Genomic DNA, 21,819 nt, shown 5'->3' on the forward strand with positions numbered 1-21,819 from the left:
ATTGGCAGCCAGCTCTGGCGTAAGTACGATCTGCTCAGGCAATTAAAAATCGATGAGCTGTAAGATGAATAAGAATACAAATGCCGAGACTCGCGTTGCGGAAGGTTACGACATTCCGGCTGTTGAGGCCTGGATTTCTGAGAACACCGATTACTTCAAGCCCCCTTTCATTTGGACGCGCCTTGAGGGCGGACATTCTAATCTGACCTATCGACTAGAGGATCCCTCCGGCAAGAAAGCGGTCATCCGGCGCCCACCCATGGGCGAGCTGCTCCCGAAAGCGCACGACATGAACCGAGAATGGTCGCTCATTGCTGCCTTTGCACCTCATGGATTTCCCGTTCCCGAGCCAATTGGCTTCTGTGATGACCTGTCTGTCACTGGCGCTATGTTTTACATCATGGGATTTGCCGGCGGGCGGCCCTTATTTAAGGTGGAAGACACGTTGGAGTGGGTGCCAGAACACCAGCGCACAACGCTGGCTTATTCGTTTATCGACACATTGGCTGATATGCACGTACTCGACCCTGACGCCATTGGACTGACATCGCTGGGTAAAAAAGAGGATTACATCGGGCGTCAGATAAAAGCCTGGTATCGATCTTGGGTTGCGTCCGTAGATTACGCGGAGCTGGACGACCCGAGGGCGCATGAATTTAAAGATTACTTTCTTGAAAATCAGCCCGCGCAAGTCACCGCCAGTGTCGTCCACGGTGATTATTACTTGCATAACTGCTTGTTCTCGAGCGATTCAAAGGTATCCGCTGTGCTGGATTGGGAGCTCGCGACATTGGGCGACCCGCTCGCAGACTTGGGTTACACGCTGCGAGCATGGCCTGAGGAGGAAGACGATCCTTACTTGGAGCCAACGGCCCCCACTGCGGTGCCTGGCCTTCCTCTTAGAGCCGAGTTGGCACAGCGGTATGCTGAGCGGACCGGTTTCCCGGTTGAGTTATTAGACTATTACGTGGGCTTTAATCATTGGAAGACCGCGGCGATTTTACACGGCGTATACGCACGCTATCGCGCTGGGCAAAAGAGTACCGAAGGCGTTGATATGGAGGGCTTGCGTGAGGGTATTCTTAAAGCACTCGATGGTGCTGAACGCGCGATCGCTCGCCTAAATTAGTCTTCACGCTCGATTGAAACCAGCTTTCCCGCGCTGTCGTAAGTAATAGCGAAGCGGCCTTGTACGCCCGACCCAGAGAAGTAGGGTTGTAAAACGGACCAGGGAAGATTGATGGTCTTACCGTCAAAGGCCGTCACCTGAATGCGTGTCTTACTTCCTGTGTAGAAGACCTTTGCTTCGTCATAACTTAGACTTATTGAGAATGTGGATGCGTGTTGCGTCATGCTCGAGAAGTGGTGATACGGACATTCAAACATTGTCACATTGAGAGACAGAATGCACTAAGACTCAATCGCGTACTGTCTTCTTAAACAAGTTGTGTCTTGTTCAGAGGTTAGTTTTCCCGGTGACGTGCCAAATAGTATTTCAGCCTGATTAGGATAGAGCGTGGATTTTTCTGAATTAGTCGTAGCGCAAATTAAAACGCCCCTCGATGCGTTGTGTGCGAGCTTGATGGCCGCAGGCGAGCTTGACCAGTATCTGTTTTTCAACGGTGTTGCTGAAATGATGGGCGATGGCACTGACGAGGGCGCGGTGATGATGGGGTGTATCGAGCTCGGCAGGTGCGCCTTTCTTGGCTTTCACTTCACCCCTGATGTCGAGCTGCAAGTTACGACCATCCTAGATCGGGCCATAGAGCTTTCGTCGATCATGAGCGCAGATACACTGCAATAGAGTGCTTGTTGGACGTGGGCTTTCATCCTTCATTCGTCGCGAGACAACTCGACCTATGAATTCATATGGCTAACGCAGGGACAGCGATTGATTCGCTGCGGTTGTCTCGGAGCGTTAGCGCTGTTGCCCTAGCGATGTGCGGCTAATAGGTCAGTAGCTATAAATAATATCTCCTTCATAATTGAATCTTTGAAGGCGTATCAGTTTTCATATTGCGGAAGGCTTTCTGTGATTAGATTGGCCAAGGACGTCATCGTTTATGGCAAACGTGTTTAAAGAGCGCGTCATCAAGCCGCTCAAGCAATTACTCAATGCAGGACTTACGCCCGCGAAAATGGCTCAAGCGCTGTCTATCGGGTTTGTACTTGGCATAACGCCTCTTCTAGGAGTTTCCTCGCTACTCGCCGTATTAATTGCTGCGATGCTTAGGCTGAATCAGGTGGCAATACAGGTGGCAAATTGGGCTGCTTACCCCGCTCAGATTCTCTTATTCATACCCTATATTAGGGCGGGTGAGTGGTTGTTGGGTATGGAGAGCGTTGCGATAAGTCCGACCGAGATTGCCTCAATGTTCAACGAGGATTTCTACGCCTCGCTTCAGACCTATGGGCAATCACTCGCAGCGGGTTTTGCTGCCTGGGTGGTCACCGCCATTCCCTTATCGGTTGCATTGAATTACCCCTTTCAAGTCATCTTGCTCAGAACGCTTTACAAACAGAAACCCTAGCTCACGGCATTGGTTGTAAGCTGTTTGGATCGCCCCGGCTTCCGTAAACGCGGCTCTGCCTTGTGGACTTATGCCCCCTCAGTCTTATCCTGTTTAAGCGGCGTTTGCCGATCTTAGGTGCGGGCGGGCGTGGCCATGAATACCTCGGTGCTTGCATTGGGCATTGATAATAATGTAAAGTAAGCTTTACTTTTTGTAAAAAGAGCCATACTAAAATGACCAACATTAGCGAGAGCAGCTCCTTACAGCAGGACTTGCGACGAACAATGCGACTGCTTTTTGTCTGTACGGCGGCGTGGGTCGCTACAACTGCAGTTGCCGCGTTTGGGCCCAGCTCATTGTGGGCATACAGTGTTTCAGAGAGTCAGGTAGCGATATTGGTAAATGTTGTGGCTGGAATCTTGATGCTGTTTGCTTTTTATAAGCACCTTTTGAGCATGGACGAGTTGCAGCGTAAAACACACCTGGAAGCCATGGCGTTATCACTTGGCGTAACAATGATTTTTACTGTTGCTTATGTGAGCTTCGAAACTGCAAACCTGCTTGCCAATGCGCGTCCATCAAATATTCTGTTCGTTATGGGCATCACTTATTTTGGTGCTGTCGTCGTGTTGTGGCTAAAGCGCACGGCTGAATGAAGAATGGGCTTAAAGTTCTGAGGGCGGAGCGAAACTGGACTCAGTCAGAGCTTGCAGATCGTCTAGGTGTCACACGCCAGACGATCAACGCTATTGAGAAAAATAAGTACGATCCCAGTCTTCCCTTGGCATTTAAATTGGCGGGGGTGTTCGATATGACTATCGAGGCGATATTCACGCCGGATGAAGGGTAACGGGAAGTCTCGACGCCCTGTTAGCTAGGTTTTAGCAGTAACGTCTGGACAGGTAGCTCGTCGCGGCAATCTAAGATGTTAGGTGGTGCTAAAAATCTGCAGAGAGTGGGTCTCAGTCGGTCACGATGGTATGTTGGTGCTCAATCAGCGAAAGTAAAAAAATCCTCGGAGCCGTGTGAAGCCATGTTTTTGTACCAACTGTACCGTCGCCTCTCAATCAAAGCCGCTCAGTTGATATCGCTGCACGGACGCATTGCCCCTGCCATCGTCATAATGTTGTCTGCGGTAAGCGCGCAAGCCCAGATCGCTCAGACGCCTGACGGATATTGGCAACACCCCGAGGACCCTGTCTGGATTGAGGTATTGCTCCAAGCAGGGACTGGCATAGCCCTGCGAAACGATGATCAGCCTGAGACCGTTGGGTTTCATGTTGTTAAAGACTTAGCTGCGACGGACGAGCCGGGTATCTGGCAAGGTCAAGTATTTGTGCCCCAATTGGACGGATACAAAAAGGTCACGATTACTATGCCCGATGACCAGACGCTGCGCATGACAGTAAAGTTTGGCTTTCTTCGCCGCTCTGTGGATTGGTCGCGGGTGGGGGAGCGAGAAGACGTAGTCCAATGACCTGTGTCATTACCTTGCCACGCCTAAACAGATATTGACCGCTCTAAAACTACTGCTTTTATCCGCAGTCGAACCGGTCATACTCTAAGCCTCATTAAAAAATAATAACGAGGCAGCAACCATGATTGATTTCGAAATTCCAGATGAGACTAAGCTGGTTCGAGCACAGGTTCGCGAGTTTGTGCAGAGCGTTTGTATACCCGCTGAGAAAAATCTGAACGTTGATACATTTGATGAAATTCTGGCGGAGCTGCGTCTTAAGGCGCGGGCTCAAGGTTTGTGGTGTCCATTTTTTCCCATCGAGTGGGGCGGCATGGGTCTAAAACCCCTGGCGAATGCGCTGGTGCAAATGGAATTGGGCGAATCCATGCTGGGTGCGCTCGCCCTAAATACGCAGGGGCCCGACGATGCCACCATGATGACCCTACTTCGTCATGGGACGGCCTATCAGCACGAGAAGTTTTTAAAGCCACTTGTTGAGGGCCAGAAGCGCGTTTGCTACGCGATGACCGAAAAGGGTGGAGGTGCCGATGCAACGGGCATGAAAACGTCTGCCGTTGAGGTGGGCGATAACTACGTTTTGAATGGTGACAAGTGGTATATCTCGTCGGCGAACGTCGCTGACATCGCTGTCGTTATGGCGAAGACGGATCCTGATGCGCCGCGCCATCAACAGTTCTCCACTTTCATTGTTGAGCTGCCTAACCCAGGATTTAATATTTTAAGAAATATCGACACCATGCATCGGCATACCCCCTTAGGAGAGCGATTGGGTGCAGCGCACTGCGAAATCCAAATCAAAGACCTCGTGGTACCCAAAGAGAATCTCCTCGGCGGTCGGGGTCAAGGGTTTAATATGGGTCAGCATCGTCTGGGCTACGGCCGGCTGCGCCATGGCATGCACAACGTAGCCAAGGCGCAGCGCGCCCTGGATATGGCTGCCAAGCACGTACTTGAGCGTGAAACCTTTGGGAAGAAATTATCAGATCGTCAAAGTGTGCAATTTATGTTGGCCGACTGTGCCGCGGAGATTTACAAAGCGCGCTTGATGCTGATGCATATCGCCTACAAAGCTGAAAATGGGCTCGATATGACCCAGGAAAATTCCATTGCCAAAATCTTTCTCGCCAACATGGTTCATCAGGTCGTCGATACGGCCCTTCAATTGCACGGGTCGCTTGGCTATTCCCGCGATACGCCGCTTGCCGATTGGTACACCTCGATCCGCAGTCAGCGGTTAGTCGACGGGCCCGATGAAGTCCATCGCTGGAAGGTGGGAAAAAATGTGCTTCGTGCGTTCGAGCGGGACGGAACGACAGCCATGGCGGCAGGCGGGGACCTACTCTGACGCTTGGGCAAACAATGAGTGAATCGATTCGAAAGATCTCATTTACAGGGGCTTATGAGGAGTATGTGTTCACGATGAGCCAATAGACAAAGCGTTGGCTCCAATGGGGGTTTTAGTCGACACGCATGGAAAAAGCGTGCCGGGATGCAATGCACACAAAAGGTGATAGATATGACCGAGACGGTTTTGATTATGGGTGCCGGCGCAGTTGCGGGTGTTGGGGGGGCTCTGGCCAAACAGTTTTCTGACAACGGATACCACATCGTGGTTGCAGGCAGGACACAGTCAAAGCTCGACGGAATTGTTGAAGCGATCGAGCGCGAGGGTGGCTCTGCGGAAGCTGTCATCGCCGATGTCACTGCGGGTAAGGATCAAGATGCAGTATTTGATTTGGTAAGCCAGCGCGGTGAACCCCTCGCTGCGGTCTTGTATAACGCGGGTAGCAACCTACCCATTAAGTTTTCCGACCTGACGCCTGAGCAATTCGACGAGTTTTGGCGAATCGGTTGCTTTGGCGCCTTTTTAACCGCTCGGTTAGCACTCCCCATTCTTCAGCAGCAAGGCCGCGGCTCGCTATTTTTTACAGGCGCATCGGCTTCGATGCGAGGGCGTCCCAACTTCGCACACTTTGCGGTCGCAAAAGCCGGACTTCGTAACTTAGCTCAAGCACTCGCGAGAGAGTATGGTCCGCAAGGTATTCACATCGCCCACGTGATCATCGATGGCGTTGTAAATGGTGACATTGTACGCGGTCGTTTTGCAGACTACCTCGATGCACTGGGCGATGACGGCGCGCTTGAGCCACAGGCAATTGCCCAAGCATTCTGGGCCTTACATCAGCAGCATCCCTCGGCCTGGAGTCATGAGCTTGACCTAAGACCCTACAAAGAGAGTTGGTAGGTTTCCCGCGAGCGGTATCGTTATTGCAGTTATGTCGGCGTTTGTCTCGCGGCGCATTTTTTCTCAGGAGAGCTACTTTGTAGGTGGTAAGTTTGGGGCGCTGGAGAGTGTAAGTGGAGGTTTAGCGCGGCACGGCTGTGAGCCAACCAACGCAAGCGCTTCTCGCGCGCAGCTGGAACAGTCCTCTCGGTTTTCGAGGCGCGAAACTCGCATTGGCAAAGTGTGGGTTCGAAAAATTTTTAGTTTGGTGCCCAGGAGAGGACTTGAACCTCCACGCCCTTGCGAGCACTAGCACCTGAAGCTAGCGTGTCTACCAATTTCACCACCTGGGCAGGTAAGGTAAAACGAAGGATCGCGAGGCTACGGCTTGGACATTTATTTGTCAATCTCATGCCCGTACACTCTGCGTATAACAAAGAGCAATTCAGCTCCTTGTTACCCTCATCGGCGGACATTTGAAAAAGACCTCCAAGTCACAGACATTAACGGACCCTCAAGCAGCGCGCGAGGCAAACAAATACGATCAGCCGATTGCGAGTCGTGAGCTCATCCTCGATGTAATGGCTGAGCGGGATGTGCCGATGCGCATGTCGGAACTGGCTTCGGCACTCGGCATTACAAATGACAGTGATTTGTTTTCCCTGCAAAAGCGGTTGCGCGCGATGCAGCGCGATGGACAGGTGATCTCTGGGCGTCGCGGTGCGCTGGGACTTCCCAAAAAAATGGACCTTGTGAAGTGTAAAGTGATCGGTCACCGCGACGGCTATGGCTTCGCTTCACCCTTTGAGGAGGGTGACGACTTTTTTCTATCCAGTCGTCAAATGTTCAGGGTATTTGATGGGGACGAGGTGTTGGTGGCCGAGTCGGGGTATGACGACAAAGGTCGGCCGTCAGGGCAGATTGTCGAGGTGCTCACTCGCGCCCACTCTTCGATAGTTGGCCGCTATATGGAAGAGGGCGGTATTGGCTACCTACTTCCACACAACCGACGGATCAGCAATCACGTGCTGATACCGCCTAAGGCTAAAGCGGGGGCGAAATCAGGCCAGTTGGTCAGCGTCAAGATAACCGGTTACCCCACCGAGGTTTTGGGTGCAAAAGGTGAGGTTGAGGAGATTCTGGGTGATCACTTAGATCCCGGGCTTGAGATTGATGTCGCGATTCGCGCACACGATATTCCCAATGAATGGCCCGATACAGTGTTGTCGGAGGCTGGCGCTTTGCGCGATGAACCGTCGGAGTCAGACAAAAAAAACCGTGTTGACCTTCGTGGATTAGGGCTCGTCACGATTGATGGTGAAGATGCGCGGGATTTTGATGACGCGGTGTACTGTGAATCCGAGGGAGCAGGTTTTCGCCTTTGGGTGGCAATCGCTGATGTCAGTCACTATGTGCCGATTGGAAGCGCCCTCGATGAAGAGGCCTTTAACCGTGGCAACTCCGTCTATTTTCCAGAGCGCGTTGTACCCATGTTTCCCGAGGTTCTTTCAAATGGACTTTGCTCCTTAAAACCAGCCGTTGATCGCCTCGCTATGGTCTGCGAGATGCTCATCGACGCCAACGGCAAAGTCGTAGAATCAACCTTTTACGAAGCCGTTATTCATTCGCATGCGAGATTAACGTACACACAGGTTGGCGAGGTCCTTGAGAACGGTTTTTGCGAGGGTGTGGCGTCAGAAAGATTGGATGGCCTATTCAGACTGCACGCACTGTATAAGGTGTTACGCCAGGCGCGAGCCACACGCGGCGCTATCGACTTTGAGACGGTGGAAACCCGAATTCTGTTTGATGAAAACCGAAAAATCGATGCCATTGTGCCCGTCAATCGTAACGATGCGCATAAGCTCATTGAGGAGTGCATGCTCGCTGCAAACGTTGCAACCGCCAACTTCCTCGAGGAGTCAGAGCTCGCAGGTCTGTTCAGAGTTCATGAGGGACCGTCGGCAGAGCGATTGGAAGCGTTACGCACTTTTTTAGGCGAGTTGGCGTTAGATCTGCCGGGTGGGTTGGACCCCACACCACTGGACTATCAAAGTGTTCTAGCGCGACTTGTCGAGCGCGATGATGCGCAGGTAATTCAAACCATGCTGCTTCGCTCTTTGAGCCAAGCTGTGTATAAGCCTGATAACGGAGGCCACTTTGGTCTTAATTATGACGCTTACGCGCACTTTACGTCCCCCATTCGTCGTTATCCTGATCTGCTCGTTCATCGAGCGATAAAGCGTTTGGCAACAAGCTCGGGCGCTACGCCTAGGAAGCTGTCCAAAGAAAAAAGCCGAGAGCTCTATCCCTATACCATGACAGACCTTGTTGCCGCGGGAGAGCATTGCTCGATGACTGAGCGTCGTGCCGATGATGCGACGCGGGATGTTCACCTGTGGTTAAAGTGCGAGTACTTACGTCATCACATTGGCGATGAATTTGCTGGGGTTGTGGCCTCCGTGACTCGCTTTGGTATGTTCGTAGAGCTGACGGATATCTACATGGAAGGCTTGGTCCACATTAGCGCTTTGCCTTCTGATTATTACCATTTCGATCAGGCGTCGCAGCGACTCGTGGGTGAGCACACCCGCAAGACCTATCAATTGGGTGATGCGGTGAGAGTGCAGGTTGCACGTGTTGATCTCGATGATCGCAAAATTGATCTAGAGATTGTCGGCGAGGTGACGCCCGGTGCGGGTCGTCGCGGCAATAAGAAGTCGATACGCAATCGCTCTAAAACCTTTGAAGGCGCCCCTTCAAGGCGGTCGAAGCCCGGCGGCAAGACTGCGGGGAAAGGGGGGAGGAAGTCGAGTAAGTCCTCTACTTCGTCGAATTCCACGTCGGCAAAAAAAGGGTCTAAGCCGGCAAAGTCGCTGAAAAAGGCCTCAAAATCTAAGGGTGCGCCAAAGCGCCGAGGGCGCGATTCGTGACCGATCTCGCTTACGGTATTCATGCTGTAGACGTTTTATTACGCCGTTCGCCAGAGCGGATTATTTCGCTCTCCGTGCAATCAGACCGCAATGATAAGCGGATACAGGGTCTGCTCTCACTTGCCCAGAATCAGGGCGTAGGTGTCGATCGTGTTTCCAAAGCTGATCTCGATGCGGCTGTGGCAGAACGCCATCAGGGTGTGGTGGCCATTATTAAGCCTCGCCAGGGCACTAACGCCTTAACAGAGCGCGATCTAACTGACTTTCTGGCTGGCGTGACTTGCCCGCTTGTTCTTGTCTTAGACGGTGTAACCGACCCCCACAACTTGGGTGCTTGTTTGAGATCTGCAGACGCCGCGGGAGTTGCAGTTGTTGTTGTGCCAAAAGACAACAGCGCTGAGCTAAATGCCGTTGCGAGGAAAGTCGCTAGCGGCGCCGCTGAGGTGATACCGCTTGTGCGCGTGACAAATCTTGCCAGGACGCTTCGGTCATTAAAGGAGCTCGGTATCTGGATTGTCGGCACGACAGGCGATGCCGACACGCTTGTCTACGACCAGGATCTGTCGATTCCCACGGCCCTCGTTATGGGAGCAGAGGGTCCCGGTATGCGCCGACTGACCACAGAGGCTTGTGACTTCTTGGTCAAACTCCCCATGGCGGGTGATGTCTCGAGTCTCAACGTATCGGTTGCGACCGGAATCTGCTTATTTGAGGCGGTCCGACAGCGTCGTGGCGGGTAATTGCATTCTTGTTTGCGGCTCTGTAGACTCCGCGCCTCACAATTAGCCGGGCTCTTAGAGCCTTAACTCCTTGCTGCACTGTTTGTCAGGCAGCTACAACCGAAGGGAGAGATCGTTAGTGCGACACTACGAAATCATCTTTATGGTCCATCCGGACCAGTCGGAACAAGTACCGGGCATGATCGAACGGTACACCAATGTGATCACCAAAGATGGCGGGCAAGTTCACCGTCTAGAAGATTGGGGTCGCCGACAGCTCGCTTACCACATCAACAAAATTCACAAGGCGCATTACGTATTGATGAATGTTGAGGCCACCAATGAGGCCATGGAAGAGCTAACAACTACTTTCCGCTACAACGATGCGGTCATCCGTAACCTTGTTATTCGTCGTGACGAAGCAGTGACGGAAGAGTCACTGATTATGAAGTCCGAGAAAGAGGATCGTGAGCGAAAGTCGCGTTATCAAGAGCGTCAGGCAGCTGAAGCGAAAGCAGCTGAAGCCGAAGTGGCTAAAGAAGCGGCTTCTGACGAGGCGGCTGAAGAAGCGCCCGCCGAAACCGATAGCGCAGAGGAGGAGTAATCGATGTCACGTTTTTTCCGACGTAGAAAGTTCTGTCGTTTCACCGCCGAAGGCGTAAAGGAAATCGACTACAAAGATTTAGAAGTACTCAAGCAGTACATCAGTGAGACTGGAAAGATTGTACCTAGCCGTATTACGGGTACAAAAGCGAAGTACCAGCGTCAGTTGGCTACGGCCATCAAGCGCGCTCGCTACTTAGCGCTCTTGCCGTACACGGATTCTCACCAGTAAAACTGTGATGCGCGGCCTCGCTGAATTTATCATGCGCGGTCGCTGGCAAGCGCTGGCGGTAGCTGTTCTTGGCTCAGTGCTTGTTATCGCCGCTCCTATGAGTGCGGCGGCGATAGCCCTCGTTACCATGGCACAGGGAATGCGCAATGGAACGTGGGTCGCTTTATGGGCCTTGCTGCCTGCTCTGTTGTTGGGCTGGGTGAGCGGGGACTACGGGACCGGCTTTTTGCTGCTCTCCGTATATGTGGGTGCTGTGGTGCTTGCGCAAACGCTGAGTTTGTCGCTCGCGCTTATCGCAATAATCCCCGTATCGGCCGTCGGTGGTTTTGTGCTACTGACCTTTAATACGGCCTTTTTGGAGGCCATGTTATCGATGCTCGATGCATGGATAGCCGCACTGCAAAGCGAATCGCCTGAGACCGGTGATTCCTTGAGCGCGCTGCGGCCCACGGCAAATCAGGTCGCAGGTTTGATGGCGACTGGTAATGCATTTTTGGCGTCTCTAAGTTTGTTGCTGGGGCGTTATTGGCAGTCGGCGCTCTTCAAACCAGGTGCATTTGGTGAGGAGTTTAGGGCACTTAAATTGCCCGGTGCTTTGACGGCCTTACTTGTGCTTGTCGCTATGGCGGGAGCACTCAGCGGTAGCGAAACAGCCGCGTGGTCTGCGTTGGCGGGTATTCCCGTGACATTGGCTGGGTTTGGACTGTTTCACCATATTGCAAAGCGCCAGCAGTTGGGTGGTACGTTTCTAACGATTGGCTATGTGCTTTGGGTTATCGTCGATGGGTTAAAAGTCGGCGTGTTATTAGCGGTTTTGTTGGATGCGTTTCTCGATTTGGGACGCCGAGTGAAGCCGAAATGAGTTTAGAGAAGGTTGGGCACAGTGTGCTCAAAGTAGAGGGAAAAATACGATGGAAGTAATTCTGCTCGATAACGTAGGTAGCCTTGGTGGATTGGGTGACCGTGTTGATGTGAAGCCAGGCTATGGCCGTAACTTCCTTATCCCACAAGGAAAAGCAGTGCCTGCCACGGCTGAGAATGTCGAAAAGTTCGAAGCGCGTCGTGCGGAGCTTGAGGCGGCCGCCGCCGCAACTCTAAGCGCTGCGCAAAAGCGTGCTGAAGCGATCCAGGCGCTGGAGCAGCTGCAAATTGCAGCGACAGCGGGCGAAGAAGGCAAGCTCTTCGGGTCGATCGGAACGCGTGACATTGCGGACGCTTTGACAGCGGCGGGTTGTGATGCCGATAAAGCCGAGGTACGACTCCCTGATGGGGCGATTCGTGAGCTCGGTGAGTACGAGATCATGATTCAGCTTCATGCGGACGTGGTAACGACAGCCAACATCGCAGTCGTCGCTGAATAACGAATGTCTCTTACGCCACAGTTCTGAACTGTGGCATGCTGTACCGCCGGATTAGATCCGGATCGATCAACACGGCGTCATCGGTAAAGAGTTGATATGGAGACAGCATCAAATCCCGATTGGGATGTTGCCAAGCTAAAACTGCAACCGCAGTCGATTGAAGCCGAGCGCTCCGTGATTGGCGCTCTGCTGATCTCATCCGACAGTTGGGATGGGGTAGCCGAGGTCGTTGCTGCGTCAGATTTCTACCGTCCAGAGCACCGGGCTATATTTCGTCAGATCGCACTTTTGGTTGATCGGGGCGAGCCGGTCGACGTTGTTACGGTTTCAGACAGGCTGCTAGCAACTGGTGAGCTCGATGCCGCTGGCGGTCACACCTACCTTGCTGAGCTTGCTGAGCAAACCCCCACAGCTTCTAACGTTCGTGCTTATGGCAAGGCGGTCAGAGAGCGCTCGGTGCTTCGCCAGCTTATCAATGCCGCTCAAGACATTGCGTCTGCTGGCTTCAACCCCGAAGGCCGAAGCTCCGAGGAGTTAGTTGATGAGGCGGAGCGCCTCATCATGCAGATATCCGAGAGCGGTCAAAAAGCCGGTGGCCCTCAAGGGATGGAAGGTCTGCTCAAAGGCGCCATCGATCGTATCGAGGAGCTCTACAACACCGGTGGTGATATCACTGGATTGACCACCGGGTTCATTGATCTTGACCGCATGACATCCGGTTTGCAGCCTTCAGACCTGGTCATTGTCGCTGGACGCCCGTCGATGGGTAAAACCTCATTCGCTATGAACCTTGTTGAGAACGCGGCACTTGCCAGCGATCGCCCGCTAATGGTCTTTTCGATGGAGATGCCGGCAGAGCAGCTGGTAATTCGTATGCTCTCGTCGTTGGGTCGCATTGATCAGTCGCGCGTGCGCACAGGTAAGCTAGAGCAAGATGACTGGCCGAAACTCGCCAGTGCTACCGAGAAATTAAAAGGCACACAGGTCTTTATTGACGATACGCCTGCGCTTACACCCACTGAGCTTCGCTCTCGCGTTCGAAAACTGGTCCGTGAGCAAGGGGATTTAGGCATGATCATGGTGGACTATCTTCAGCTCATGCGCGTTGCGGGCTCTGGCGAAGGGCGAACGGCCGAAATTTCCGAGATCTCGCGGAGCCTTAAAGCGATAGCCAAAGAATTCAAGGTGCCGGTAGTGGCACTATCGCAGCTGAATCGCTCGCTGGAGCAGCGACCGAATAAGCGTCCGGTGAACTCAGATTTGCGTGAATCAGGGGCGATCGAGCAGGACGCCGACGTCATCATGTTCATTTATCGCGATGAGGTTTATAACGAGGATTCGCCGGATAAGGGCGTGGCTGAAATTATTATCGGCAAACAGAGAAACGGCCCTATTGGCTCCTGCCGACTGTCGTTCCAAGGGCAGTTTACGCGGTTTGAAAATCTAGCGAGGGGGGACTATGAGCACTATGGTGCCTAGCGAACACCCACCGATCGATCTCGACGCGCTTCGAGTCATGTTAGGTGGTGACGAGAACCTTGTTAGCATGATCCTTGATAAGTTTCGGGCGGAAATTCTCGGTGATATCGAGCAGTTAAAGTCACTCCAAGCGGGTGACCAGGCTGAGCCTATCCGCGCATTAGCCCACCGGTTAAAGGGAACCTGCGGGAATGCGCAAGCCACTCAACTTTCCGAAATTGCGAAGCTGCTGCAATTTGCCATGGCAGCGGGGGAGCTTGATCAAGCGGCGGGTCTCATAAAGGCACTCGACGCTGAGCGGGTCGCCTTAGAGCACTATGTAGCCGAACAGGGCTATTGAACTAGAACCCGAGCTGCTCTTTGAGGGCGGACAGAGCTTCTTTTCTTTCATCCATCGACATTGCATCTTCCTCACGGGTTGCGCTGATGGCTTTGCGCTCCGGTATCGTGAGGGTTTCGCCCGCAAGCGCACGACGAAGCCACTGGTTATAGTGTGTTTGAAAAGTGGGCCATGCCTCGCTCCGCTGGTGATTAGCCAGTAGGTACCATCCAGCATCGCGGCCAGCCAGGTAGGCGATGGGATGCGTCCACGTCGCCTCTGCTTTTGGGCTGGGTGCGAGACAGGCCTCCTCATAAGCCGCACTCGCCGTTGGTAAGCCAAGTTCACCGAGCGCTTCGGAGCAACTGGCCAGCATACGGTTGAGGGTGGGTAGGTATTCGCTTCCCTCGATGGCGCGTCGAGCCCCCATCAGAATTAAATCACTAGAAAAATGGCCTAAGGCCTCTAGCCAAAGACGCTTCACTTGCCCCAGTTGCTGAGCCTCAGACCAGGCTGCGTAGTACTGATTGTGATAGTTCAAACGAAAGAGCGCAAAAACCTGATTGATCGCTTCGACTAAGTCAGTATCAAGGCCGGCATCGTCGGCTGTTTTTGTCTCAGCCCGCCCAGCTGGTATCGCTGAGGTCGTCGGAGATGCTGCGGTCTTTCGTGCGATCTGTTGGGCTAGTTCCCCCGCCTGATGTTGATCTGCCACTTGTCTGCTCCTGATGGCGTTGCCATTGGTATTTTACATGCTGTAAGAACTTCGCGTTCCACGATGTGTGCACCTCATTGCTGTCGACCCAGTAGACAACAAATTCGTTTAGTACGGAATCGGCGTAATCCTCACTTATCCCTGACAATGATAGCGTTTCATACACAGCTTCATTGGGTCGCCACTGGGGACTGAGTCGCTCGGGCAAGGTGCTGTGTTGAATACTGTTCTCATGACGAACCCAGCGCTGCCTGACAAACTGAATAAATTTACTGTTTACGTCTTTGGGTGCGCCGCCGCGCTCTTTCCAGTACAGAATAAATTCAGGTCTTAGGCTGTCGCAAAACGACGCCGGTATCTCCGCCCGCACGAGAATTTCCTGTGCGTCGGTACTGGGTTGCCATTGATTATCGAATTTTGGTGGCTCTTTGATATCAAAGGCCGGATGCCTCTGACTGTGGCGCCACTCAGATAAAACATGTTGTCGGAATCGACTGTCATACGCTTTCGGGTCGCCCGTGCGATCGAAGCTTTTTAACTGTGACAGGATGTAGTCCCGCGTTAAACCGTGGTTCAAATTTAGGAGGTCAATGACGTGTTCGCTTGGGCGCCACGCCTGCGTGTTGTGAGTCTGTACAGCCGCTCTGCTCTGACGGTGCCCACCGGTAGACCATATCGAGGGATCCGAGGTGGGAGTCGCTGCGATAATGCCGAGCTCAACAAGACGCTGAAGTAGCCGATTTACTTTTATTTCATCCCAAAACGGGAATTCTGCTAACAGGGCGGGAACGGATATTGTTTTACTTTCTGCGGCGCCACTTCCCAATTGGTGACTCAAACCCTGCAGCAACACCGCTTCCTCGAGACCAATGGTGGCTGCAAGTTGCGCAGAAAACGTACAGTACCGCTCGGGGATGAATTGAGGATTAGACATGGATGTTAGCTATGACTCTTGGTCTGGTAGCATAGCGGTTTCGGGGTGCTTGGGCACCCCCGTCGGAGTGATCTATGGCAAAAACTAAGACAGCCTTTGTCTGTAATGACTGTGGCGCGGACTACAGCAAGTGGCAGGGGCAGTGCTCAGCCTGTCACGCCTGGAATACACTCACGGAAGTTCGCATAGCGGGGACAAGTAGCGCTGCTAGTCCAAAGTCGCGCGGCGGGTTTGCCGGAACCACGGCAGTTGTTCAGAAGCTCGCCGATATTGATTTGATTGATCTCCCTCGATTCAGTTCTGGGTTCGCTGAGCTGGATCGTGTTCTGGGCGGCGGCTTTGTACCGGGGTCCGCCATTTTGATTGGTGGCCATCCGGGTGCCGGAAAAAGTACGCTACTTCTACAGACTTTGTGCAAGTTGGCCGCGCAGGCCCCTGCGCTCTATGTGACCGGTGAGGAGTCACCTCAGCAGATTGCGATGCGGGCTAAGCGATTGGGACTTGCAACAGACGCGCTTCAATTGATGGCTGAGACGGACGTAAACGAAATTCTGGCAGCCGCACAAAAGCATAAGCCAAAGGTATTGGTTGTCGACTCGATTCAAGTGATTCACAGCGACGCACTCACGTCGGCGCCCGGAAGTGTTGCGCAGGTGCGAGATTGTGCGGCTTTACTCACGCGCTACGCAAAACAAACGGGCACCGTATTAATTTTAGTAGGTCACGTCACAAAAGACGGAAGCCTTGCCGGTCCCAAAGTACTCGAACACATGATCGATTGCTCCGTATTGCTTGAAGGTGAGCAGGACTCTCGCTATCGCACACTCCGAGGCCAGAAAAATCGCTTTGGTGCGGTCAATGAGTTGGGCGTGTTTGCGATGACTGACGTGGGACTTAAAGAAGTCCTTAATCCCTCAGCTATTTTCTTGGAGCGGGCCGAGACGCCTGCGCCGGGAACAGTGGTTGTGGTGGTCTGGGAGGGTACGCGTCCACTGCTCGTTGAAATTCAGGCTCTGGTTGATGCCAGTAATTTGGGTAACCCCCGTCGAGTTGCTGTAGGCTTCGAGCAAAATCGTCTGGCAATGCTGCTTGCGGTCTTGCACCGTCATGTGGGTCTTCATGTCGGCGATCAAGATGTATTTGCGAACGTGGTGGGTGGTGTACGGATTGCCGAAACCAGTGGCGACCTGTCGCTCCTGCTAGCGGTGGTGTCGAGCCTTCGAAATAAAGTGCTTCCAAAAGACCTGGTTGTCTTTGGAGAGGTGGGCCTTACAGGGGAAATCCGGCCCGTTGCGAGTGGGCAGGAGCGGATTGCAGAGGCAGCTAAGCACGGCTTCAAGCGCGCAATCGTCCCGAAGGGAAATGCGCCGCGGACAGATATCCCCGGCATTAAGATTCAACCCGTGTCGAGGCTTGACGAGGCGATCGCACTCTTTGATTGAGTGCGGTGCCGCCTCGATTACATGAGCTTTCGGTGCTTTACCCGGCTCGGTACCTCGGCATCTCTGCCAAGACGCGCCCGACGGTCTTCCTCATATTCGGCATAGTTACCTTCGTGGAAAATAACTGAGCCGTCGTCTTCATAAGCAAGAATATGGGTGGCAATGCGATCGAGGAACCATCGGTCGTGCGATATCACCATAGCTGAGCCGGGAAAGGCCTGCACTGCATCCTCGAGCGCGCGCAGTGTCTCGACATCGAGATCATTGGTGGGCTCATCGAGTAGCAATACATTGGCGCCCTGCTTGAGTAGTTTCGCAAGGTGCAATCGATTGCGTTCGCCCCCTGAGAGGTCTTTGACGAACTTCTGTTGGTCTGACCCTTTAAAGTTGAATCGGCCAATGTAAGAGCGCGAGGGTACCTCGTAGGTGCCGATTCGAATGATATCTAGGCCATCCGATACCTCTTCCCATACGGTTTTAGAGCCATCGAGTTCGTCCCGCGACTGATCGACGTAGCCTAGCTGGACCGTTTCGCCCACGGTTACTGAGCCACCATCGGGTTGCTCATGACCCATTAGCAGGCGGAATAGCGTCGACTTACCCATGCCGTTCGCACCGACAATCCCCACGATCGCACCTTTAGGGACGGTGAATGTTACGTCTTCAAACAGCAGGCGATCACCAAATACTTTTCGAAGGCCCTCTACCTCGATTACTTTTTCGCCTAAGCGGGGGCCTGGTGGGATATAGATCTCATTGGTTTCATTGCGTGTCTGAAAATCCTGAGAGTTCAGCTCGTCAAAGCGTGCAAGACGTGCTTTGTTTTTTGCCTGACGACCTTTGGGGTTTGATCTAACCCACTCGAGCTCCGCTTTGATGGCTTTTTGCCTGGAGGCCTCTTGCCGCTGCTCTTGTGCAAGGCGCTGATCTTTTGCTTCGAGCCATGTTGAGTAATTTCCTTCGTAAGGGATGCCGCGGCCGCGATCGAGTTCCAAAATCCAACCGGCAGCATTATCGAGGAAGTAGCGATCGTGGGTAATGGCCACCACAGTACCGGTAAAGCCTTCTAGGAAGCGCTCGAGCCACCCCACTGATTCGGCATCCAAGTGGTTCGTGGGCTCATCGAGTAGCAGCATGTCGGGTTCGCTCAGCAAGAGTCTTGCGAGTGCAACGCGGCGCTGCTCACCACCGGATAGATTGGTCACATCAGCGTCCCACGCTGGGAGTCTGAGTGCATCGGCGGCAACATTGAGGCGCGTCTCAAGATTGTGGGCATCTGTCGCTTGTATTACGTCCTCCAAACGCGCCTGCTCTTTAGCCAGCGCATCAAAGTCTGCGTCGGGCTCAGCATAGGCGGCATAGACCTTATCGAGCCCGGCCAGCGCATCGATTGCCTCCGCCAGACCTTCCTCGACGTTTCCACGGACGTCTTTATCAGGATTAAGCTGAGGTTCCTGAGCGAGATAACCAATCTTAATGCCCGCTTGCGGACGCGCCTCGCCTTGGATGTCAGTGTCGATGCCCGCCATGATTTTGAGGAGGGTGGATTTACCGGCGCCATTAAGCCCAAGGACGCCAATTTTTGCCCCGGGGAAAAATGAGAGGGATATGTCTTTTAGTATTTCGCGTTTTGGTGGCACGACCTTGCTTACGCGATTCATCGAGTAGACGTACTGCCCACTTTTGCCGTGTTTGTTGTCGCTCATATCTAAAGCCTTTCTGTAGAAATACGGGTGTTGGTTCCACACCCAAACTGTGACCGCAAGTCTACCCCGTACGCAGGGGGTAAGGCAGGGCTTGAGACGAGCTTTTGGTGGTCACACGGCCAAAATTAGTGACTTCGCAGCTGTCATCATTCGATATCCTGTGACTCAGCCGTTGTCCTGAGGATTATTGGCCTGCGACTTGGACCGGGAGCTCCCGCTCACACCTATAAAAATGCGGCACGCGTGGTTGTGCGTGTGCACGGTGTTTGCCTAGGAGTGATCGGGTAGATTTCGCCGCTTACGCGTACTGAGTCACCGATAGCCCGCGGCCAATCCCGTAGTATTCGATGCCTATACTGGCTAAATAGTATGGATCGTAGAGGTTGCGGCCATCGACGATAATGGGATTATTGAGCGCGGCTTTGATGGCCTCAAAATCAGGTGACCAAAACGTACGCCACTCTGTGCACACAACGAGGCAGTCAGCCCCTTCCAGTGCCTCGTCCTTAGAGTCCACGTAAGTTATGTCCTCGCGATCACCATAAAGTGCGTGGCAGGCGTCCATCGCCTCAGGATCAAAGGCACGAACGTTACCGCCGCAGGACCAAATATTCTCAAGTAAAAAGCGGCTGGGTGCCTCACGCATGTCATCCGTGTTGGGTTTAAAGGCTAAGCCCCAGACAGCGATGGTTTTACCCTCAAGATTAGCCCCTAGGCGTTCCATGACACGTTCAGCGAGCTTGTTCTTCTGGCGCTGATTTGTGTCGTGGACCGCGGTCAAAATCGACGCCTGACAGCCCTCGGATTGCGCGAGATGCTTAAGCGCTCTCACGTCTTTTGGGAAGCAAGACCCGCCGTAGCCCGCACCTGGGTAAATGAACTGGTAGCCAATTCGAGGATCCGACCCCATGCCTTGTCTCACCAGTTCGACGTCGGCCCCAACGGCTTCCGCGATATTGGCGATCTCATTGATGAAGCTGATCTTCGTCGCAAGCATCGCGTTGGCGGCATACTTAGTGAGCTCGGCGCTTCGAGGGTCCATGAACATGAGCTTGTCGCGATTTCGGTTAAAGGCGGCGTACATGCGCTTAAAATCAGCCTTGGTGTCCTCCGAGTGCGCCCCGACAATAATGCGATCAGGGCTTTTCGCGTCGCTAACGGCGGAACCTTCTTTTAAGAACTCTGGGTTCGAGCAAACCTCAAATGGATGGTCGTGTCCGTGCGTTTTTAAGCCTTGTTGAATACGCGCTGTTACCGCATCGGCTGTGCCGACAGGCACCGTGGATTTGTTAACAACAACTTTACGACCATTTATGTATTCGGCAATGCCGTCTGCAACACTCATCACATAGGTGAGGTCAGCACTGCCATCGTCCCCTGACGGTGTGCCAACGCAGATGAAAAGGAAGTCGCTGTCCTGCACGGCCTCTTGCGTATCGCTCGTGAAGGTCAGCAGGCCTTCATCGACTGCTTTAAGGACCATATTGCTGAGGCCTGGCTCAAAAAAGGGGACGCTACCCTCCCGCAATCGCTGAACCCGGCTTTCGTCAATATCCATGCAAATGACGCGGTGGCCTACATCGGCAAACACCGAAGCTTGCACCAAGCCAACATAGCCACTTCCAAAAATACTGATTCGCATATGCTTTTTCCCTCACGCGGGGACATCATTAACTAGGGATATGACATTTATATGTCAAAAATGTGACAGTAGGAAAGGCCCCACCGCGATAACTGTCGGTAAAACTCCCGATTCCACTGCATGCTGTGGTCAGCTGCGCTATCATCCCCACATCGTCGATTGCGCGCGTTGTGGTGCGCACCTTTCCCAGGAGAAAAACCCCATGAATCAGGCTGCGAAGACGCCATCCGGTCACGGTTACTCATCCGAGCAAACCATCTCATCATTTGATAGCGAGCTCTGGGATGCGATGACGCTCGAGACGCAGCGTCAGGAAGAGCATATTGAACTCATTGCCTCAGAGAACTATGCAAGCCCACGTGTTCTCGAGGCGCAAGGCAGTGTGCTGACCAATAAATACGCAGAAGGGTATCCTGGTAAGCGCTATTACGGTGGCTGTGAATTCGTTGATCGCGCTGAGGTGCTGGCTATTGAGCGCGCTAAAGCCTTATTTGGCGCCGATTACGCTAACGTGCAGCCGCACTCAGGATCGAGCGCGAATATTGCTGTGTTCCACGCGCTTCTGGAGCCCGGTGACACCGTCATGGGGATGAGCCTTGCCGATGGTGGACACCTCACACACGGTGCGGGCGTTAATTTTTCGGGAAAAATTTATAACGCAGTTCAGTACGGTATCGACAACACAACGGGTGAAGTCGACTACGACCAGCTGATGGCGATGGCGCTCGAGCACCGCCCCAAGCTGATTATCGGTGGTTTTAGTGCGTATAGCCGCATTATGGACTGGGGTAAATTTCGAGAAATCGCCGATGCCGTTGGTGCTTACCTTTTGGTCGATATGGCTCATGTGGCGGGCCTCGTGGCAGCGGGTGTTTATCCAAGTCCTATCCCACACGCTGATGTGGTTACGACGACGACCCACAAGACCCTGCGTGGTCCGCGTTCCGGTTTGATTCTGGCCGGTCCCAACGAAGCACTACACAAGAAACTGAACTCGGCCATTTTCCCTGGCGCACAGGGCGGTCCGCTTATGCACGCCATTGCAGCGAAGGCCGTTGCCTTTAAAGAAGCGATGGATCCTGCTTTTGTCGATTACCAGCACCAAGTGGTTCGCAATGCGAAAGTGATGGCAGAGACATTTACGCGTCGCGGCTTTAATCTGGTGTCGGGCGGAACAGACAACCACTTAATGTTGCTCGACCTACGGGACAAAGAGTACACCGGCAAGGACGCGGACGCGGCGCTCGGTCGTGCTTACATTACGGTGAATAAAAATGCAGTGCCCAATGATCCCCGCTCACCCTTTGTTACCTCAGGTCTCAGACTGGGAACGCCTGCGATCACAACCCGCGGCTTTGGGGATGAGGAAACTCAGGCGATGACACATTGGATCTGCGATGTGCTTGAGGGTTTGGAGTCGAGTGACTCCGAGTCAGTCATCGATAGCGTGCGCGAGAAAGTGAAAGCACTCTGCGCGCGCTTCCCAGTTTACGCCGACTGACACCTCAAAAACTCAT

23 protein-coding genes and 1 tRNA gene are annotated in these 21,819 nt (G+C 53.3%); 18 read left to right on the top strand and 6 right to left on the bottom strand.

The window, feature by feature from the left end; genetic code table 11:
• Positions 1-64 precede the first annotated feature (64 nt).
• Complete coding sequence (locus tag E0F26_RS04430) at positions 65-1,129, top strand: phosphotransferase family protein (protein WP_279242841.1); 1,065 nt, start codon at positions 65-67, stop codon at positions 1,127-1,129.
• Here E0F26_RS04430 and E0F26_RS04435 read toward each other — a convergent pair.
• Positions 1,126-1,353: a DUF2835 family protein gene (locus tag E0F26_RS04435; RefSeq protein ID WP_279242842.1), complete on the bottom strand. Its 228-nt coding sequence runs from the start codon at positions 1,351-1,353 to the stop codon at positions 1,126-1,128. The genes E0F26_RS04430 and E0F26_RS04435 overlap by 4 nt on opposite strands.
• 163 nt (positions 1,354-1,516) lie before the next feature.
• Between E0F26_RS04435 and E0F26_RS04440 the strand changes: the two genes are divergently transcribed.
• The 7 genes from E0F26_RS04440 (at position 1,517) to E0F26_RS04470 (ending at position 6,238) form a co-directional block, all read left to right on the top strand.
• Entirely contained in the window at positions 1,517-1,804 is a 288-nt protein-coding gene (locus E0F26_RS04440) for a hypothetical protein (protein ID WP_279242843.1), read from the top strand.
• Positions 1,805-2,063: 259 nt separating this feature from the next.
• Positions 2,064-2,531 carry a DUF2062 domain-containing protein gene (locus tag E0F26_RS04445; protein ID WP_279242844.1) on the top strand — a complete coding sequence of 156 codons (468 nt, stop codon included), beginning with the start codon at positions 2,064-2,066 and terminating at the stop codon, positions 2,529-2,531.
• A gap of 215 nt (positions 2,532-2,746) precedes the next feature.
• Positions 2,747-3,169, top strand: coding sequence for a hypothetical protein (locus tag E0F26_RS04450; protein ID WP_279242845.1), 423 nt, complete (start codon positions 2,747-2,749; stop codon positions 3,167-3,169).
• Entirely contained in the window at positions 3,166-3,363 is a 198-nt protein-coding gene (locus E0F26_RS04455; protein ID WP_279242846.1) for a helix-turn-helix transcriptional regulator, read from the top strand. The genes E0F26_RS04450 and E0F26_RS04455 overlap by 4 nt, the downstream gene beginning before the upstream one ends.
• Positions 3,364-3,546: 183 nt before the next feature.
• Positions 3,547-3,990: a DUF2147 domain-containing protein gene (locus tag E0F26_RS04460; RefSeq protein ID WP_279242847.1), complete on the top strand. Its 444-nt coding sequence runs from the start codon at positions 3,547-3,549 to the stop codon at positions 3,988-3,990.
• 121 nt (positions 3,991-4,111) lie between these two features.
• Positions 4,112-5,338, top strand: a complete 1,227-nt coding sequence (locus tag E0F26_RS04465; protein ID WP_279242848.1) for an acyl-CoA dehydrogenase family protein — start codon at positions 4,112-4,114, stop codon at positions 5,336-5,338.
• A gap of 171 nt (positions 5,339-5,509) precedes the next feature.
• A complete protein-coding gene (locus tag E0F26_RS04470; RefSeq protein ID WP_279242849.1) occupies positions 5,510-6,238 on the top strand; it encodes an SDR family NAD(P)-dependent oxidoreductase in 729 nt (242 codons plus the stop codon).
• 245 nt (positions 6,239-6,483) lie between these two features.
• Here the strand turns inward: E0F26_RS04470 and E0F26_RS04475 are convergent.
• Positions 6,484-6,570 (bottom strand) — tRNA-Leu (locus E0F26_RS04475).
• A gap of 123 nt (positions 6,571-6,693) precedes the next feature.
• Here E0F26_RS04475 and rnr point away from each other — a divergent pair.
• The 8 genes from rnr (at position 6,694) to E0F26_RS04515 (ending at position 13,884) form a co-directional block, all read left to right on the top strand.
• Positions 6,694-9,150, top strand: coding sequence for a ribonuclease R (gene rnr, locus E0F26_RS04480; RefSeq protein ID WP_279242850.1), 2,457 nt, complete (start codon positions 6,694-6,696; stop codon positions 9,148-9,150).
• Positions 9,147-9,890: a 23S rRNA (guanosine(2251)-2'-O)-methyltransferase RlmB gene (gene rlmB / locus E0F26_RS04485; protein ID WP_279242851.1), complete on the top strand. Its 744-nt coding sequence runs from the start codon at positions 9,147-9,149 to the stop codon at positions 9,888-9,890. Before rnr ends, rlmB begins: the two co-directional genes overlap by 4 nt.
• A gap of 118 nt (positions 9,891-10,008) precedes the next feature.
• Positions 10,009-10,473: a 30S ribosomal protein S6 gene (gene rpsF, locus E0F26_RS04490; RefSeq protein ID WP_279242852.1), complete on the top strand. Its 465-nt coding sequence runs from the start codon at positions 10,009-10,011 to the stop codon at positions 10,471-10,473.
• A gap of 3 nt (positions 10,474-10,476) precedes the next feature.
• Positions 10,477-10,704, top strand: coding sequence for a 30S ribosomal protein S18 (gene rpsR / locus E0F26_RS04495; protein WP_279242853.1), 228 nt, complete (start codon positions 10,477-10,479; stop codon positions 10,702-10,704).
• 7 nt (positions 10,705-10,711) lie between these two features.
• Complete coding sequence (locus E0F26_RS04500) at positions 10,712-11,566, top strand: hypothetical protein (RefSeq protein WP_279242854.1); 855 nt, start codon at positions 10,712-10,714, stop codon at positions 11,564-11,566.
• A 49-nt stretch (positions 11,567-11,615) separates the two neighbouring features.
• Positions 11,616-12,065, top strand: coding sequence for a 50S ribosomal protein L9 (gene rplI, locus E0F26_RS04505; RefSeq protein WP_279242855.1), 450 nt, complete (start codon positions 11,616-11,618; stop codon positions 12,063-12,065).
• A gap of 96 nt (positions 12,066-12,161) precedes the next feature.
• Positions 12,162-13,544 carry a replicative DNA helicase gene (gene dnaB, locus E0F26_RS04510; RefSeq protein WP_279242856.1) on the top strand — a complete coding sequence of 461 codons (1,383 nt, stop codon included), beginning with the start codon at positions 12,162-12,164 and terminating at the stop codon, positions 13,542-13,544.
• Entirely contained in the window at positions 13,525-13,884 is a 360-nt protein-coding gene (locus tag E0F26_RS04515; RefSeq protein ID WP_279242857.1) for an Hpt domain-containing protein, read from the top strand. Before dnaB ends, E0F26_RS04515 begins: the two co-directional genes overlap by 20 nt.
• Before the next feature lies 1 nt (position 13,885).
• Here E0F26_RS04515 and E0F26_RS04520 read toward each other — a convergent pair whose 3' ends face one another.
• Together E0F26_RS04520 and E0F26_RS04525 are read right to left on the bottom strand one after the other, a co-directional pair.
• A complete protein-coding gene (locus E0F26_RS04520) occupies positions 13,886-14,578 on the bottom strand; it encodes a replication protein P (RefSeq protein ID WP_279242858.1) in 693 nt (230 codons plus the stop codon).
• A complete protein-coding gene (locus tag E0F26_RS04525) occupies positions 14,481-15,512 on the bottom strand; it encodes a DnaT-like ssDNA-binding domain-containing protein (protein ID WP_279242859.1) in 1,032 nt (343 codons plus the stop codon). Before E0F26_RS04525 ends, E0F26_RS04520 begins: the two co-directional genes overlap by 98 nt.
• A gap of 74 nt (positions 15,513-15,586) precedes the next feature.
• Here E0F26_RS04525 and radA point away from each other — a divergent pair, with 74 nt between their 5' ends.
• Entirely contained in the window at positions 15,587-16,954 is a 1,368-nt protein-coding gene (gene radA, locus E0F26_RS04530; RefSeq protein WP_279242860.1) for a DNA repair protein RadA, read from the top strand.
• Positions 16,955-16,971: 17 nt separating this feature from the next.
• On the opposite strand, the gene ettA is transcribed toward radA, so the two are convergent.
• Together ettA and E0F26_RS04540 are read right to left on the bottom strand one after the other, a co-directional pair.
• The gene (ettA, locus tag E0F26_RS04535) at positions 16,972-18,660 is read right to left on the bottom strand and encodes an energy-dependent translational throttle protein EttA (protein ID WP_279242861.1); all 1,689 of its coding nucleotides are present in this window, start codon (positions 18,658-18,660) and stop codon (positions 16,972-16,974) included.
• Positions 18,661-18,958: 298 nt separating this feature from the next.
• Positions 18,959-20,302, bottom strand: coding sequence for a UDP-glucose dehydrogenase family protein (locus tag E0F26_RS04540; protein ID WP_279242862.1), 1,344 nt, complete (start codon positions 20,300-20,302; stop codon positions 18,959-18,961).
• Between the two features lie 202 nt (positions 20,303-20,504).
• On the opposite strand from E0F26_RS04540, the gene glyA reads away from it, so the two are divergent.
• Positions 20,505-21,803 carry a serine hydroxymethyltransferase gene (gene glyA, locus E0F26_RS04545; RefSeq protein WP_279242863.1) on the top strand — a complete coding sequence of 433 codons (1,299 nt, stop codon included), beginning with the start codon at positions 20,505-20,507 and terminating at the stop codon, positions 21,801-21,803.
• The last annotated feature ends 16 nt before the right edge of the window (positions 21,804-21,819 follow it).

Source organism: Candidatus Paraluminiphilus aquimaris, assembly GCF_026230195.1.
GTDB lineage: Bacteria > Pseudomonadota > Gammaproteobacteria > Pseudomonadales > Halieaceae > Luminiphilus > Luminiphilus aquimaris.